This window comes from Lactobacillus johnsonii ATCC 33200, from assembly GCF_000159355.1.
Taxonomy (GTDB): domain Bacteria; phylum Bacillota; class Bacilli; order Lactobacillales; family Lactobacillaceae; genus Lactobacillus; species Lactobacillus johnsonii.
In genome coordinates this window covers 172,206-189,328 of record NZ_GG670120.1, presented here as the reverse complement: position 1 = coordinate 189,328, position 17,123 = coordinate 172,206, and the positions used below count along the sequence as shown (strand labels likewise).

Genomic DNA, 17,123 nt, shown 5'->3' with positions numbered 1-17,123 from the left:
TAGTTTACGTTTAGTTAAATCTTTTTTATTTGTATTCTTTTTATTTAATCGTCTCACTTTTACTTCAGGATCTGCACGCTCCATTTTATTAATAGTGTGTTGCAGAAAATGCAGAAGTGGTTTATATTTTTCGCCTAATAATCCGATCGTTTCAACAAAAAGCTCAACTGCGAATAACAGACCTAAAATTAATAACCAGATCCCCCAGCGAGGAGACACTAATGAAAGCAATGAGACAAAAGAAAAAATAAGTGAAATTCCATAAATAGCTAACACAGTTTGACGATGAGATAATCCCATTCGCATTAATTGATGATGCAAGTGATGTTTATCAGCTTGAGATATATTTTTTTTATTTAATTTTCGTCTAATCATTGCATAAACTGTATCAGTAATTGGAACACCCAAAATAAGAATTGGAACTAATAATGACACAAAAGTTACATTCTTTAATCCTTTTAACGATAGGACGGAAATCATAAAGCCAATATATAAAGCACCTGTATCTCCCAAAAATATCTTCGCAGGATGAAAATTATAAGGTAAAAAGCCCAATAAACAAGCTGCTAACATAATACACATAATTGGAACATAGTGTTGCCAACTCTTTAAAAAGAAGAAACCAACAATTCCCATTGTTACAAGGGAAATTAAGGTAACACCGGTAGCTAAACCATCTAAACCATCAATAAGATTGACAGCATTTGTTAAGGCAAGAATCCAAAAAATGGTAAGGGGAAAACTCCACCAACCTAGTTGAATATGGCCTAAAAATGGCAAGCTTAACTCTCTTACTTTAATTCCAGCTAAGAAATATACAACTAGGGATGCAACAAAAATCCCAAACATTTTTTGTCTCGGTTTTAATTCTAAAATATCATCAATCAAACCAGTTAAGATAATAACACTGGATGCCAATAATACTGAAAAAAGTTCATGAGTCGGAAAATCCTTCCGTAATAAAACAAATTCTCCAATATTAAAAGCTACGAATATTGCTAATCCACCAATAGTAGGCATTGGCTTTTTATTGATGCGACGAGCATTTGGATTATCAACTGCACCTAACACAAAAGCTAATTTTCTAATAAAAGGAGTTATAGCAGCAGTAATAATTACTAATAAGAATATTTTAACAATTGTTTGAAACATAACAATCTACTTTCTTAAACTTCTTTTTTTCATTATACCTACACCCCAATATAAACACAATAAAGCGGTAAACAAAAAAGACGAATCTTAAAGATTCGTCTTTACTTAGCTATTGCAACAGCACGTTTTTCTCGAATAACCGTAACCTTAATGTTACCAGGATATTCCATATCTTGTTCAATTTGATTTCTAATATCATGAGCAAGAATAGTAGTACGAGCATCTGAGATCTTATCTGGCTCAACCATTACTCTTATCTCACGTCCTGCTTGAATTGCATATGCTTGTTTTACACCAATGTGTCCCTTTGCAATCGTTTCTAGTTGTTCTAGTCGACGAATATAGTTTTCTAGAGATTCGCTTCTAGCACCTGGTCGAGCTGAAGAAATCGTATCAGCAGCTACAACTAATTCTGCAATAAAGGATAACTTAGGAACATCATCATGGTGAGCAGCAATTGCATTCACAACCAAATCTGGTTCATGATACTTTCGTGCAAGTTCAACACCAATTTCTACATGGGAACCCTCAATTTCATGATCAATTGACTTCCCAATATCGTGTAATAATCCTGCGCGTACCGCTATTTTTTCGTCTAAACCAAGTTCAGCAGCCATTACGCCTGTTAATTTACCCACTTCAATAGAATGAGATAAAACATTTTGTCCATAAGACGTACGATACTTTAAGCGTCCTAAAATCTTTACCAATTCTGGATGCATCTTATGAATACCAAGTTCCATTAAGGCACTTTCACCAGCTTCGTAAATATCATCATTTACTTCTTTACGAGCACGATCAACCATTTCTTCTATCCGCGCTGGATGAATTCGGCCATCTTTAATTAAACGCTCCAATGCTCTTTTTGCAATTTCACGTCTAATTGGGTCAAAGCCACTTAAGACCACTACATCTGGAGTATCATCAATAATTACATCTACACCAGTTAAAGCCTCAAATGAGCGAATATTTCTACCTTCACGGCCGATGATACGACCTTTCATATCATCACTTGGTAAATTAACAACTGAAACAGTTTTTTCAGAAACTGTATCGGCTGCACTACTTTGAATTGCATCTACAATTACTTTACGAGCAAAATGATCTGCTTTTGCCTTAGCAAGTTGATTACTTTCTTCAATCATTTCTGCTCTTTCCTTAACCAATTGGTCTGAAAGTTTATCTAAAACGATCTTTTTAGCATCTTCTTGATTCAACTCTGCAACTTCATAGAGCTTTTTCTCTCGCTCGGTCACTAATTGATCGGCTCTATTTTCTTTTTCTAGAACTTGAGCCTGCAATTTTTTAATTTGGTTTTCTTTCTGTGTGAGTTGTGAATCTTTTTGATCCAACAAACTATCTTTATGATCAATAGCATCTTCACGTTGCAGTAAGCGACTTTCTTGTCTAGAAACCTCTTGACGTCGTTCATTAAGTTCATTATCTACTCTTTCGCGATAATGATGAATTTCTTCTTGTGCTTCCAGAATTTTTTCTTTTTTTGCATCTTCTGCAGCTTTCTTCATTGCTTTTTTTTGTGAAGCAAGATCAGCTTCTACAGCTTTAGCTTTACTTTCTGCATCTGCCAAGATGTGTTTTGCATCATGGGCTGCATTCTGTGCTTGAGTTTCCCACTTATTTTTACGGATACTATAGCCAGCACAACCTCCAACTAAGACAGAAACAATAGCGACAGCAACAGGAACTAAAATTGTATTTACCATATTTTTACTATCGCCTTTTTTATAGAATTATTTCACACATTATTAATAATAAAAGTATCCGGAAGTGATGTCAATCATACAAAAAACCTTGGCCTCTAAAAGCCAAGGTTTAACTGTATCTGTCGATTATTTTTTTTCACTTTTTTCATCGGAAGCATCTTTGTTTACTGGTACTTCCTTGTCTTGTTTTACCTTTTCAGGATTTTCCCGTTCTTCAATTGCTTTAGCATCAATTCCATAAGCTTCACGAACTTTTTCTTTTACTTCTTCGTAAACATCAGGATGCTCTTCTAGATATTGCTTAGCATTCTCGCGGCCTTGTCCAATGCGATCATCCCCATATGAATACCACGAGCCAGCTTTCTTAATGATATCTTTATCAGCGGCCATATCAATTAACTCACCAGTTTGAGAAATACCTTTCCCATACATGATATCGACTTCTGCCACTTTAAATGGAGGAGCAACTTTATTTTTTACAACCTTTAATTTAACTCGGTTACCAATTACGTCTGATCCTTGTTTAATTTGTTCTGCTCTACGTACTTCTAATCTAATCGTAGAGTAAAACTTCAAAGCACGTCCACCAGGAGTAGTTTCTGGATTTCCAAACATAACCCCAACTTTTTCACGAATTTGGTTAATGAAAACAGCAATAGTTTTAGTTTTAGAGATATTTCCTGAGAGTTTACGTAAAGCCTGACTCATTAATCTGGCTTGCAAACCAACATGTGAATCTCCCATGTCACCGTCAATTTCGGCTCTTGGTACTAACGCAGCCACGGAATCCACAACCAAGATATCAATTGCACCACTCGCAATAAGCGTATCTGCAATTTGCAAACCTTCTTCACCAGTGTTTGGTTGAGATAAAATTAAGGAATCAATATCAACACCTAATGCTTCGGCATAAGCAGGATCCATCGCATTTTCCGCATCGATATAAGCTGCCGTTCCTCCACGTTTCTGAACTTCTGCAACAGCATGAAGAGCCACAGTTGTTTTACCAGAACTTTCTGGTCCATATACTTCAATAATTCGTCCACGAGGATAGCCACCAACTCCAAGAGCTGCATCTAAAGCTAGTGAACCGGAAGGAATAGTGGAAATTTGAGTATCTACTTTTTCACCCATGCGCATCACTGCGCCTTTTCCAAAGTCTTTTTCAATCTTTTTTAAGGCAATGTCTAAAGCCTTCTTTTTATCATCTTTAGCCAAATCTCTTCCTCCTTATTCCATTTATAATAATTATACTTGGTTTGACTACCTAAAAGCAAGAAAAATACGAACTAGCGTTCAATATTATGTTTCTCTACTTTTTATTACGCATTTTTTATTAATTTTTTTCAAAAAAAAGAAGCATCTCTGCTTCTTTTAATCTTAAATTTCACCTTTAAATACATCACCGCTTTGCTTAAAGTAATCGTAACCAGAGTAAATAGTAAAGATTAAGCAAATGTACAATAAGATTGTACCAATATAGTACACATCACCAAGCAATAAGAAAATAATCGAGAGCATCTGAGTCGTAGTTTTAATTTTACCTGGCATTTTTGCTGCTAAAACTTGGCCTTTATTTTCAGCCAAAATCAAACGTAAACCAGTGACGGCTAATTCACGACAAACAATGATAGCTACTACCCATGCAGGCGCTAAATTTAATGAAATTAAAAATACAAAAGCTGTCATCGTTAGCATTTTATCTGCTAATGGATCAGCAAATTTTCCGAAGTTGGTAACTAAGTTTCTTGAACGAGCAATATGTCCATCCAAAAAATCAGTTATTGATGCCACCGCAAAAATTACAGCTGCTAACACATGAGACCAATAAATATGTGCTCCTAGGAAAGTTGCCCCGCCTGCTGGCCAATTAAAAATTAAGACTAGCATAAAAACTGGAATCATGAAAATTCTAAACATAGTTAATTTATTTGGTAAATTCATTAACGGTTACTTTGACCTCCATTATTTTGGGTAGTATTAGTTTGACCTTGTGTGTTCTGCGTATTTTGCGTATTGTTTTGAGTAGTTTGGCCATTTTGTGTATTTTTATTTTGTTGGTTTTGTTGTGTTTGATTATTTACATTATTAGTTGAACTTTGAGTAGTTGCACTACTTTGACGAGTACTACTACTTTGGCTACTTTGATTACTATGTCCAGCAAATGTAAATCTAATTGTCATTGGTGAAGCTGGATTAGTTGCATTATGTGCATTTACCTTCTTACCGGCTAAAGTCAAAGTAGTTGATACACTGTTCCCCATTTGTACAGAAACATTGTTTACATTTTCTGGTAATTGAACTGAGTGCTTCTCATTAGCTTTCAAAGTTCCTTGCCAAACAGAAGAACCATTTACTAAAATTTGTGCCCAAACATCATTCTTAGTGGTTCCTAAAGTTAAAGTTCGGTCACTCTTCAATCCACTAACACGGTAACTATTATTACCTAAACTAGAAATTTTAACTTCTGAGGTTGTAGTTTTTGGAGTTGATTTCTTCTTTGATGAAGCTTTAGATTTTGAAGATTTGATATGAGAAGAAACGGTTACATTCTCAGCTTGATTTGCTGACTGTTGATTAGTTCCAGTAAAGAAGCGAGTGTAAACAATATAAACTACTAGAATTACTAGAACAACACCAACTACTGTTGCAATTTGAGGTAAATAGTTACGCCATAGTCCTTTACGACTATTAGTCGTCTCTTTAATTCTTTCGCTCTTATTGTCGATTGAATTTTCAACATATTCTTCTGGTTTTGCTTCAGGTACTTCAGATTTATAATCTGCTAATAATTCTTTGCCATTAAGACCAACAACATCAGCAAATTGTCTAATAAAGGCTCTAACGTAAAAATCTCCCGGTAATTGATCAAAATCATCATTTTCAATTGCTGTAAGATATCGACGCTGAATCTTAGTTATTTTTTCTACATCTTCAATTGACATGCCCTTTGCCTTACGAGCACTGCGTAATTTATCTCCAATATCTGCCATAATATCCTCTCAACTTTTTGCAATAATTCAAATATGAGTATACCAAACTAATCGACCATTAAACAAGCCAGCCACCATCGACATAAATAGTTTGTCCAGTTAAATAGTCTGAACGTTCATCAAGCAAATTTTCTACCCAAAAAGATATATCCTTCGTATCTGCCAATCTTCCTGCAGGAATTTCATTTTTAACTTCGTTTAAAGTCTCAGCATCAAAAATTGCATTCATTGGTGTATCAACTGCTCCAGGAGCAATCACATTTACAGTTAAATTAGTCGATGCCACCTCACGTGCATACCCTTGTACAAAGCTTGATAATCCACCTTTACTGGCACTATACACACTCTCTAGCGCACTTGCTTGTCCTCCATACACAGATCCAATAAATATTATTCGGCCATGTACCTGCTTTAAAAGCTGGGATTCTAAAAGGGAAGTTATCTTTATCGGAGCTAATAAGTTAATTTGGATAATCTTCTCAATTTCATCTAATTCTTGACTTCCAAGAAATTGATAATTAGTGATTCCTTGTGTAAAAATCACAGCACTTATTGGTAAGAGATTTGATACTATTTTTTTAATCACATCATCTTCAGCCAAAAAATTTAATTTTAATGAAAAAAATTCTTGGTCTGGATATTTTTCAATGAATTCCTGTACCATTTTACCAGCTTCTTGTTGGTTATGATTGTAATGAATATATAAAGACCAGCCATTTTCAGCCATATTTTCTGCAATAGCTCTTCCTATTCCACCAGTTGCTCCGAAAATTATTGCACGCTTCATTTAGTTAGCTTCCTCTTTACCTTTTAAAGTTGTAGTAAATATATCACTTTTATCCAATATATTTTCAACAGCTGTATAAAATTCATTAAAACTTAAAGATTGAATTGCCTGAGATGCTGAATTAAAACTATCATTTTCAAGTCCATATTCTGCTTCTTCAATAGCAATTGTACTAAGATCATCAAATTCTCTAATAGTCTGTGCCAATGCTTCCTTTTTTTGAAATACAAAGGCCTCTTCCGTGACTGGAACTTCCAAAAGTTGGCTCTTAATATTCTTTAAAAACAAATCTGGTTTACCTGAAGCGCCGATAATTGTAGCAAAATTACCCGCAGTAGTATATGAGACCTGTAGCTCCATCGGTGAATTTAAAATACCTTGTTTTTGCATCTTTTCAAACCAAGGACTAGTTACTCCTAACTTTGCTTGGAGCATCATTTCAAAAATACTTTGTGCTGTGCTATTCCTTAAACCTACTTTTTTAAAGTCAGGTAGTTTTATTCCTATACCGACCCTAGACGTAATTAAATCGGATGCAATAATTTTATTATGCTGTTTTTGAGAATTTACAATGGATAATTTTTTAGGTGCAACTTTTTTAGAAATTAAATATTTACTCTCAAGTTTCCCTACCTCACGTAAAATTTCTTTAGTTTGGTTTTCGCTGAATCCCCCACAAGCAACAAATTCCATCCGGCAACTAACATAGTTATTGTTATAAATTTCTTGTAAAATTTCTGGCGTCATTTTTTTCAAACTAGATTTTGTACCGGTTAAATCTTCTGCCAAACTTGTTTTCGGAAACATCATTTGCATTAACTCATAATTCACTTGCCAATTAGGGTCGTCTTGGTACATCGCTAATTCTTGAGCAATAATTTTTGATTCTTTAGTAACATTACTTTTAGTAAAATACGTTGTTCCAACTAATTCAAAAATTAACGGTAAAACCTGACGCCAATGTTCAGTAAAGCTAGCGTAAAACATCGTTTCATTATACGTAGTAAATGCATTTGTAGAAGCTCCAATTTCTTCAAATCGTTGAGAAATGTCGCCACTTTTCTTAGTAAATAATTTATGTTCTAAAAAATGAGCTCCACCACATAATTTTTGAGGATCACTACCACCAAAATCTACAATTATTCCCATAAACTTTTGTGCAAAAAGTGGTCTTCTAATTACTTTTGCCCGAAATCCAAATTTGTAGTCTCTAGTTGTTACATCTAATTTTTTCATTTTAAACAATAGCTTTCGTTAAAGTATAATTTTTGACTAAATTCAACCAATTTATCTATCTTGAAGTGATCAACATCAGCAATTCTCTGTACAAAAGTATAGTCACGCCCTCTTAGAGCATTGGCTAGCATCTGAATCAAAATCAAATCTTGCCTATCAGTACTAATTTGGTAGTTACGCTTTAAGGCAGACTTAGCCTTAGAGAAAATTCCTTCATCCACTTTTCCATCTTGCACTGCTTTTACACCCATTTTAATTGCTTTAGAGGCAGCTGCTATTTTATCTTTAGAAATTCCTGTACTAATTAAAAATAGAGAATTATTGAGATAATTAGTCGCATCAATCGCATATGCTGCTCCTAGTTTTTCTCTAACTTCAGTAAAGAGCTTAGCCGATTCATCCCCAGCAAGATATTCTCCTAAAAATAATCCGCCAAATTGTTTTAGATATATTGGAAGAGATTGATCATACCCATATCCAATTAAAAGCTGGGCTTGTTCACTCTTAAACTGTATCTCTCTTTCAATTGGATTTTCTTCTGCAGGAAGAGACAATGTAGAAACTACAAAATCATCAAAATAGCCAGGCCAATCAAGTTGTGTTTGAACTAAGTCAGTTAAACTATCGGGATCTTGTGCTTGTCCTAAACAAAAAGCTGGAGCATTTTTCAACGTATTAAAAAATGACTTAATTTCTTCTAAACTAGCGTTTTTGAGTGTCTTTTCATCCCCAAAAACACTATCTTGGTAACTAGGCATATTTCGATACCAGGTATTAAAAAATCCGCTTAAAGAAACATTCGCCGGCAACTCATAATATTGTTTTCTTTCTTGTTCGAGCTGCCTTTTTGCTAATTCTAATAATTGACCATCAAAAAGAGGTTCTTTTACCACCTTAAAGAAAGCATCCATTATTACTTCATAATTATAGTCCGGATCTAAGATTTCACGTGGTTCAACGAAATTTATAGTATAAAAAACTACGATTTGATTTCCAAATACTTCAGGAAAAACTTGCAAACTTGTATTATAAAGGTTAGAAAAAGTTTTCGCCTGTAAGTTTATACCCGGAAATTCTTTAGTGGCATTGCTCTGCATGTAAGCTAAGATATTTGCTAATGCCAGTGTTTTTTTATCTAAAGGTAAACGTAAAAAACAGCCCAACGTGGCTGTTTTAAATTTTAAATTATGGTCAATTCTAATATTTGTCATAATTACTGGTCATCGTTCTTTTCTGATGGAATAAGTACTTGTCTAGGTTTTGATCCTTCGGATGGTCCAACAATTCCTTTAGCTTCCATTTCGTCTACAATTCTTGCAGCTCGATTATATCCAATTCTAAATCTACGTTGAAGCATAGAAACACTAGCTGATTGTTGCTTTCTCACTAAGGCTACTGCCTGATCATAAAATTCATCTTCAGGCTCATCTTCGTTCTCAGCTTGACTCTCAGAATCATTTTTCGAAGGAATCATATCTTCGTTATATACGGCCTCTTGTTGTTCCTTTACCCAGGATACTATTTTTTCTACCTCAGTTACAGATATATATGCTCCCTGAACCCGTTCAGGTTTAGCAGCACCAATTGGCAAGAAGAGCATGTCTCCACGTCCTAGAAGTTTTTCTGCACCAACTTGATCCAAAATAGTTCGCGAATCTACTCCACTAGAAACAGCAAAAGAGATTCTTGAAGGAACATTTGCTTTAATTAACCCGGTGATAACATCAACACTAGGTCTTTGAGTTGCTAAAATCATGTGAATTCCTGCTGCTCGCGCCATCTGAGCCAAACGAACAATTGCATCTTCTACATCATGCCCAGCAACCATCATTAAATCACTTAACTCATCAACAATCACAACAATATAAGGTAGCTTTTCCATTACTGAATTATTTTTATCAGCATTATTTTCAACTACTTTTTGATTGTACTCAGTAATATTTCGAACGCCTCCAGCAGCAAAAAGCTGGTAGCGTCTTTCCATTTCTTTAACAGTTTTACGTAAGGCATTCGTTGCTAATTTAGCATCCGTAACAACAGGGATTAGCAAATGGGGAATTCCATTATATACAGAAAGTTCAACCATTTTTGGATCAATTAGTACTAACTTTACATCCTCAGGGTAAGCCTTCATCAAAACACTAGTAATAATTGTGTTAATTGCAACGGACTTACCGGATCCAGTAGATCCCGCGATTAACAAGTGTGGCATCTTACGTAAATCTGCTGAAATTACTTTTCCTTCAACATCTTTGCCTAATGGCACATCAAGCGAAATCTCTTTTGATTTTGCATCTTGATGAACCATAACATCTTTAAATGAAACGGCAGAAGTAGTTCGATTCGGCACTTCAATACCAATTAATGGTTTCCCTGGAATTGGAGCTTCAATACGGATATCTTTTGCAGCTAAAGCCAAAGCAAGATCATCCGCTAAGTTGACTATTTTACTTACCTTCACCCCAACTGCTGGCTGGACTTCATAACGAGTGACTGTTGGACCTAATACAGCTTTTTTTACAATAACATGCACACCAAAACTCTTAAAAGTTGACTCTAAAACTTCTTTATTTTTCTGAATTAGAGCCTTGTCTTGACTCTGATCTACATTTTTTATAGTTGACAATAAATTAATTGGCGGCTTTTTATAGTTGGGATTCTTTGGCTGAGTACTTTGTTTTGTCTCTAAATCTCCATGATCAACAGTTTGAAGTTCTTGTTTCATCTTTTGATCTTCTTCAGCATAAGTATGCGAAGCCGGCAAATCATCTATAGGTTTGGCTTCAACTTCTGTTGCTATTGGAATGCTTTCTTGGGAAACTTCAATTGGAGGCTCAAATTTTGGACCGCTTTCTTCCTTAACTTTATTAGAAACCGCAGGTTCACTATTAAAATCAGACATACTTGGGAAAGTATCATCATGATTATCTAAAGGATCAGTTAGTTTTTCTCGATTATTTAATTTTTCTTGCTTATTTTGCTCATGCTTTTCAACTAAATCGCTGTATTTACTTTTTAAAGCTTCCCCAGCATCTTTATTTTTCTTAATTACTAATTGTGAACCTTTTTGAAAACCGGACAGCAAGGTAGCAAATTTTACGTTACAGATCATTAAAATACCGATTAGCATCATCAACAAAGATATTACTTCAGATCCTACGGTTCCCAAAATTGGAAAAACAAGTTGATAAAACATGCTTCCAATAAAGCCGCCACCAACCTTAGTTGTAATCTGCGCCCGGGAAAATTCTTCACCAATTGATGTCAAAAAAGCATTTACAAATCCTCGATGAATCATCATTTGATTAAAAACGCGAGAACTTTCCCAAAGGAGTAAACCCAAGTAAAATACACCTAACCCACTACCACGCTTCAAACTGAAATGTGGGGGTTGATTATAAATAACCATTACTAAGCCAAACAAACCAAGAATAATACTAGCTAAATAGTAGCTATCACCAACAAAAAATCGAATTAAATTAATTAGTTGTTGACTAAATAAACCGAAATGAACGCAACTTAAAACTGCTACTAAGACAAGTACTATTCCTGTAATGACCCAGTCCATACTTTGCTTTTTCTTTTTAGTAGTTGTTTTTTTCTTTTTTGTTGCCCTGCGTTTTCGCTTTTTAGCCATCAAGACACCTTCTCAATCTTTTTATTTGTCATCTTTATCTTTTTGATTATCCTTGTTTAACTCGTTAAAGTTTGACTTAAAACTAAGGTTAACTGGGTGGTCTAAAGTTAATTGAGTAATTTCATAAGTCAAAGTTTCAATTTCTTCAACTAAAGGTCTAGAAAGTAGTTGATAATCTGACGGTTCTAAATCTGAACCATCACCAAAATAGTCAACAAATTGAACCACTCTAGTAATCACTCCACTAACTGTAAAGTCACCTGGAGCAGGTGATACTTCAAAAGGAACGGCAATTTCGAAATATTTGCCGTTCTTACCTTCATCTTGACTGCCATCTTCTAAATCTTGATAAACCTGGCGCAAGGAAACATTAACTTGATTTTTTACCATTTGTTCATCATTTAAATCATAGTGAAAAGAACGAACTACGATTGGGGTCATATTTTTAAAATCCATTTTAATTCTCTCCTAAATTTCTTTCATAACGTTCAGGACGATTGTAATTATCCTTTAACTTATCATTTTCATAGTGATGGCTCTTTTCCATATTTGGAAAACCTTGCTGTCTTAAAGCCTCCAATAAAACCATAGCAACTGAATTTGATAAATTATAACAACGAATATTATCAGACATAGGAATTCTAAGATTCCGATCATAATATTCTCTCATAAAAGTTTCTGGCAAGCCTGTTGTTTCTTTACCAAAAACAAAATAATAATCTTTATTGGGATCCGTATAGTCTACTTGAGCATAATTTTTTGAAGAAAACTTTGAGATTAAGTACATTTCATCATTTGGACCAAGTGTATTTAAAAAAGCTTCTAAATCATCATGCATTCTAATATCAACTTTATCCCAATAATCTAATCCAGCACGCTTCATTTTTTTATTATCAATTTGAAAGCCAAGCGGTTCGATTAAATCTAAAACTGTATTAGTACCTGCACAAGTACGAGCAATATTTCCCGTATTTGCTGGCATCAATGGTTCATAAAGTACAACGTGATTTGTCATAAAAAACTCCTCTTGTAAAAAAACGCAGCACCTGTAATATGGCAAGTACCACGCTTAATTCTATCTTCAATTCTACTCTTTACTTCCTTGAGTATCACTATCTTCGATTGATTCATCATCATAAAGATTTGAAATCTTACGATAATAATTGAATAATCTGGTTACAATTATTTTGATTACAGCATAGACAGGGATGGCAAAAATAACTCCCCATAAACCAGCTACTGCGCTTGCACCAATTAATAGCAAAATAGTTGTAACAGGATTCATATTCATCTTATTTCCCATTACTAGTGGTGAAATAACGCGTCCTTCAAGTGTTTGCTCTATAGCAAAAACTATTAAGACTTTGATCAACATCATTGGAGAGCTGATTAATCCTAAAATAATTGCAGGAATAAAGGCAATAAATGTACCAAAATATGGGATCATATTCAAAATTCCAGCTAAAACTGCTAATGTAATTCCATAATTTAGTCCAATTACTGAATAACCTATTGCAAATATTACTCCAACCCAGAAGGCAACAGTAATTTGGCCTCGAATATAGGAAGCAACTGCTCCGTTAATATCACTAAGTAAGCTTGAAAAACTAGGTTGTAGTTTTTTAGGAGCAATCTTAGTCACATAAGGATTCAAACGATGACCATCTTTTAACATAAAGAATAAAACAAATGGTGCTGTTAATAAGGTCATAAAAATCATTGTAATTACGTTAACAGCAGATGACAAGTTACTCAAGGCTAAATTGAAGCTATCCTGACCTGTTTTAAACATTTTAGTTTGTGCATCAGAAAGAGCTTGATTAATTCCTCCGCGGACTCCATTTAAGCGTGGATCGCGAATCATCTTTTCGAAACCTTTTTGTGCATCTTTCCAATAAGTTGGCCAATTCTTTACTAGGGAATCAGTTTGATGCTGAATAATAGGGATCAAAGTATTAATGATCCAAATCAATCCTCCTACAACAATAACAAATAGTAGAATAATCGTAATTATTCGTGGAACTTTTAATTTTTTCTCCATCCAATCAACTACTGGATCCATTAAATAGTATTGGATTGATGCAACTAAAATTGGTGGAAAAATTGCATTAAAAAATGTCCAAAAAGGATTTAACACAAAAGAAATTTGGTTAAATACCAAAATGATCAAGAAGAACAATAAAATATTAAGTAAGGCTATGCTAAAACGGTTGTTCAAAAACCACTTAACAAAAAAATTACTCTTCTGATGATGTTTTTTTACATCCATAGCTTTCCCTCTTATCTATGTTCATAGGTAATCCACTCGCCTACCTTAAATTCTGGCATTTTTTCTTTAGAATCTTTTTCTAAATATATAGCATTAGTCATTGGCTTTTTCGGAACTTCATCAGTAAATACTAAAGTAGCATGACCAATAGCTTGCATATTCATTTGAACCATTGGTCCAACATATAGAGCTAAATAGGTAGTGCCATCAATTGTGATAGAATCGTCTTTTTTAAAGACAAATTTTTCTACTGGTGTTGTTTGATCGAACTCTTGCAATACAGCAACATCCCGCAACTTATCGGTAGCCTTATTATCAAATAAAATTACGATGTTATCTGCTGGATCCAATGCTTCCGAACCAATAGCAGTAATTGTAGAATTCCATTTCATTTTTATCAACCTCTTTATTAAATTTTACCATATCAACTTATTTATCCAATAACACTTAATTACGATTGCCTATTCTTATTAAAAGGTAGAAAATAAATATGTTATGGAAAGTTTTATCAGGAGGCTAACATAAAAATTATGAAAGTTTGGTTTGGTGGCTATACGAGCCATGACTCAAAGGGTATTTATACTGCTAATGTTGAAAATGATGGAACTGATATTAAACTAACTAATATTAAAAATACTGTTGAAATTGAAAGACCAACGTATTTCCAATTAGTTGGTGATTTATTGTTTACTATCATTCAAAAAGGAGACCAGAGTGGAATTGCTACCTATAGAATTAAAAATGGTGAAGCTGAAAAATTAGATACCTATTTTCACAAAGGAGCAGCTCCTTGCTACATCAGTGTTGATCCACAAAAGCATTTAGTTTTCACTGCAAATTATCACTTAGCAACTATTAATGTGTTTTCTTACGACAAGAATGGAAAATTAACCTTCATTACTAACGACAAGCGTGAGGGTCATGGACCAAGAGTAGAACAAGATCAGGCTCACCCACATTTCTTCGATGAAACTCCTGCTGGTAATTTAGTTTCATGTGATTTAGGAATCGACGCTGTTGATTTTTATAAATTAGACGATAACAGATTAAAACACCTAGCACGCTATCAAATGGAAAAAGGCTTTGGTACTCGGCACCTTACCTTTTCACCAGATGGTAAAACCATGTACATTGTTGGTGAATTATCTAGTCAGGTTAATGTTGCCCGTTTAAATGAAAATACTTGGGAATTTGAGGATATAGCAACATATAAAACTATCCCTGATGATTTTACTGATCATAATGGAGCTGCTGCAATTCGAATTTCTAAAGATGGAAAATTTATTTATATTTCTAATCGTGGTCATGATTCAATTGCGGTCTTTAAAGTTTTAGATGATGGAAAAATAGAATTAGCCCAAAGAATTTCTGTCTTTGGTTCCTTCCCACGTGATTTTAACTGGGATAAAGCAGAAAAGTACCTAGTTGTAGCTAATCAAAATACTAATAACGCAACTCTTTACCGTCGAAACTCTGAAACTGGTAATCTAACTCCAATTCAAAAAGACATTTCTGTTCCTGAAGCTACACGCGTATTATTTGAAGAAGATTAAACTCATTCTATAAATTAAGCCATGAATATTCATGGCTTTTCTTTATTTATTGGAAAAAGGATATACAATATGCAAAATAATGCAGCTGATAAACTTTCACCTTTCAAGAAATTAACAATAGAACAACAAAATCTAATTACTCAAATTATTTCTTTTACTAAACAACACATTAATCGGAACTTTCCCGCTATTTTCACCATCTATGGAGAGGCTGGTACGGGAAAAAGTGTCGTTCTTTCTTCCCTGTTTTACCAAGTGCAGAAATTACGTGATGATAAAACTAATAGTATTTATAAAACTAATAATTATTTTCTTGTTAATCATCCAGAGATTTTGAAAGTTTATCGTCAAATTGCTGGAACTTTGCCTAACCTCTTAAAGAAAAATTTTCAAAGACCAACTACTTTTATTAATCAATTAGATAAGAAAAATGAACACGCTGATATTGTTATAATCGATGAAGCTCACTTACTTCTTTCTAAGCCAGATCATTACAATAATTTTTATCATGAAAATCAGTTAACTGAAATTATTAAAAGAAGCAAGGTAGTGATTTTAGTATTTGATCCATATCAAGTACTAAAAATGAAAACTCTTTGGACTAAAGATCGCCTAGAAAAAATTATCGATCCCTATCCTCATCAAAAATATCATTTAAAACATCAATTTAGAATGACCGCTCCTTCTGAGTTACTTAGTTGGTTCAATTCATTTACTAAACATAAAATCATTGATCCTATCCCTACTAATGCTAATAGCAACTATGACTTTCGTATTTTTGATGATGCCGAGAAAATGCGAAAGGAAATCGTTAAGCGCAACCGTGAAGTAGGATTAAGTCGAGTTCTTTCTACATCCGGCTATCCTTCGACTTTAGATGGAGGCAAACATTACATCCAAGAAGGAAAATTCAAAATGCCATGGGACCAATATAACTACACTGCCACTCCTTGGGCTGAAATACCAAAAACAATTGATGAGGTAGGCTCAATATATACTTGTCAGGGATTTGATTTAAACTATGTTGGTATTATTATCGGACCGCCCATCAGCCAAATCCCGGATAAAAACAAAATCCGTGTTAATTTAGACAAAATAACTGATATAGAAATGTTTAAAAAGAGAAAAGATCTATCTGATCCTCATGAAATCAAAACTCTTGAAGAAGAAATGGTTCTTAATTCTTTAAACGTTTTATTTAAGCGTGGAATCAAAGGAACTTATCTTTATGCTCACGATCCCTTGCTTAGAAAAACTTTAGTCTCTATGTTCAAGCAAGCAACACAAAAGACAAAATAAAAGATTATGGTTTAAAACAAACCATAATCTTTTTTTGTTAATTCTCATTCAAATAAATTGTTATATCTTTAAATTAGATTTGCTTCTTCAAGCAACTCTTCAATCCATGTTCCCTTAATCTTTTTCATACCAGCTTTTACAGCTAATTTTTTTGGTAATGGCATTTCTTGGTCTGCTAATTTCTTTTTATCAGACATGTAATACATAGCACGAAGTAATTCCCGGATATCATAAACAGAACTCCAAACTTCTGGAACTCCTCGATCTACATTAAGTAGTGTATAAACAGATTCCATAGCTGTTCTAACTGAATATTCTGTCGTAAACACTGTATCTCTAGTAGGACTTTCAGCAAAGTTACCAATAAATGCTAAATTTTTTGATCCTTCTGGTACAACAGCTGGCCGGTCCCCATCATGACGAGGCATGAAGTAACTAGTAATATAAGGCATATATACCGGAACGGTGTTCAT

16 protein-coding genes are annotated in these 17,123 nt (G+C 34.0%); 2 read left to right on the top strand and 14 right to left on the bottom strand.

What is annotated here, in order from left to right:
• The 13 genes from HMPREF0528_RS00950 to HMPREF0528_RS00890 form a co-directional block, all read right to left on the bottom strand.
• Positions 1 to 1,152 (bottom strand): glycosyltransferase family 4 protein (locus HMPREF0528_RS00950; RefSeq protein ID WP_004893871.1); only part of this gene is annotated, 1,152 nt, incomplete at its 3' end.
• Between the two features lie 101 nt (positions 1,153 to 1,253).
• Entirely contained in the window at positions 1,254 to 2,876 is a 1,623-nt protein-coding gene (rny, locus tag HMPREF0528_RS00945; protein ID WP_004893869.1) for a ribonuclease Y, read from the bottom strand.
• A gap of 126 nt (positions 2,877 to 3,002) precedes the next feature.
• Positions 3,003 to 4,094: a recombinase RecA gene (gene recA, locus HMPREF0528_RS00940; protein WP_004893867.1), complete on the bottom strand. Its 1,092-nt coding sequence runs from the start codon at positions 4,092 to 4,094 to the stop codon at positions 3,003 to 3,005.
• Positions 4,095 to 4,256: 162 nt separating this feature from the next.
• Positions 4,257 to 4,820: a CDP-diacylglycerol--glycerol-3-phosphate 3-phosphatidyltransferase gene (gene pgsA, locus HMPREF0528_RS00935; RefSeq protein ID WP_004893865.1), complete on the bottom strand. Its 564-nt coding sequence runs from the start codon at positions 4,818 to 4,820 to the stop codon at positions 4,257 to 4,259.
• On the bottom strand, positions 4,820 to 5,869 hold the full coding sequence (locus HMPREF0528_RS00930) for a helix-turn-helix domain-containing protein (protein ID WP_004893864.1): 1,050 nt from the start codon (positions 5,867 to 5,869) through the stop codon (positions 4,820 to 4,822). The genes pgsA and HMPREF0528_RS00930 overlap by 1 nt, the downstream gene beginning before the upstream one ends.
• Before the next feature lie 58 nt (positions 5,870 to 5,927).
• Positions 5,928 to 6,656, bottom strand: coding sequence for an elongation factor P 5-aminopentanone reductase (gene ymfI, locus HMPREF0528_RS00925; protein WP_004893861.1), 729 nt, complete (start codon positions 6,654 to 6,656; stop codon positions 5,928 to 5,930).
• Positions 6,657 to 7,892, bottom strand: a complete 1,236-nt coding sequence (locus HMPREF0528_RS00920) for a M16 family metallopeptidase (protein WP_004893859.1) — start codon at positions 7,890 to 7,892, stop codon at positions 6,657 to 6,659. It lies immediately after the preceding gene.
• Positions 7,889 to 9,103 carry a M16 family metallopeptidase gene (locus HMPREF0528_RS00915; RefSeq protein ID WP_004893856.1) on the bottom strand — a complete coding sequence of 405 codons (1,215 nt, stop codon included), beginning with the start codon at positions 9,101 to 9,103 and terminating at the stop codon, positions 7,889 to 7,891. The genes HMPREF0528_RS00920 and HMPREF0528_RS00915 overlap by 4 nt, the downstream gene beginning before the upstream one ends.
• Before the next feature lie 2 nt (positions 9,104 to 9,105).
• Positions 9,106 to 11,529 (bottom strand): FtsK/SpoIIIE family DNA translocase, encoded by a 2,424-nt coding sequence (locus tag HMPREF0528_RS00910; protein ID WP_004893854.1) that lies wholly within the window; start codon positions 11,527 to 11,529, stop codon positions 9,106 to 9,108.
• 21 nt (positions 11,530 to 11,550) lie between these two features.
• Positions 11,551 to 11,985, bottom strand: coding sequence for a DUF1149 family protein (locus HMPREF0528_RS00905; protein WP_004893852.1), 435 nt, complete (start codon positions 11,983 to 11,985; stop codon positions 11,551 to 11,553).
• A 1-nt stretch (position 11,986) separates the two neighbouring features.
• Positions 11,987 to 12,544, bottom strand: a complete 558-nt coding sequence (locus tag HMPREF0528_RS00900) for a tRNA (cytidine(34)-2'-O)-methyltransferase (RefSeq protein WP_004893849.1) — start codon at positions 12,542 to 12,544, stop codon at positions 11,987 to 11,989.
• A 72-nt stretch (positions 12,545 to 12,616) separates the two neighbouring features.
• The gene (locus tag HMPREF0528_RS00895; RefSeq protein WP_004893847.1) at positions 12,617 to 13,798 is read right to left on the bottom strand and encodes an AI-2E family transporter; all 1,182 of its coding nucleotides are present in this window, start codon (positions 13,796 to 13,798) and stop codon (positions 12,617 to 12,619) included.
• A gap of 11 nt (positions 13,799 to 13,809) precedes the next feature.
• Complete coding sequence (locus HMPREF0528_RS00890) at positions 13,810 to 14,190, bottom strand: PTS glucitol/sorbitol transporter subunit IIA (RefSeq protein WP_004893844.1); 381 nt, start codon at positions 14,188 to 14,190, stop codon at positions 13,810 to 13,812.
• A gap of 138 nt (positions 14,191 to 14,328) precedes the next feature.
• On the opposite strand from HMPREF0528_RS00890, the gene HMPREF0528_RS00885 reads away from it, so the two are divergent.
• Both HMPREF0528_RS00885 and HMPREF0528_RS00880 read left to right on the top strand, forming a co-directional pair.
• A complete protein-coding gene (locus tag HMPREF0528_RS00885) occupies positions 14,329 to 15,351 on the top strand; it encodes a lactonase family protein (protein ID WP_004893841.1) in 1,023 nt (340 codons plus the stop codon).
• A gap of 69 nt (positions 15,352 to 15,420) precedes the next feature.
• A complete protein-coding gene (locus HMPREF0528_RS00880; protein WP_034525033.1) occupies positions 15,421 to 16,650 on the top strand; it encodes a DUF2075 domain-containing protein in 1,230 nt (409 codons plus the stop codon).
• A gap of 68 nt (positions 16,651 to 16,718) precedes the next feature.
• Here the strand turns inward: HMPREF0528_RS00880 and HMPREF0528_RS09325 are convergent.
• A partial coding sequence (locus HMPREF0528_RS09325) for an oleate hydratase (protein WP_004893836.1) occupies positions 16,719 to 17,123 on the bottom strand: 405 nt, incomplete at its 5' end.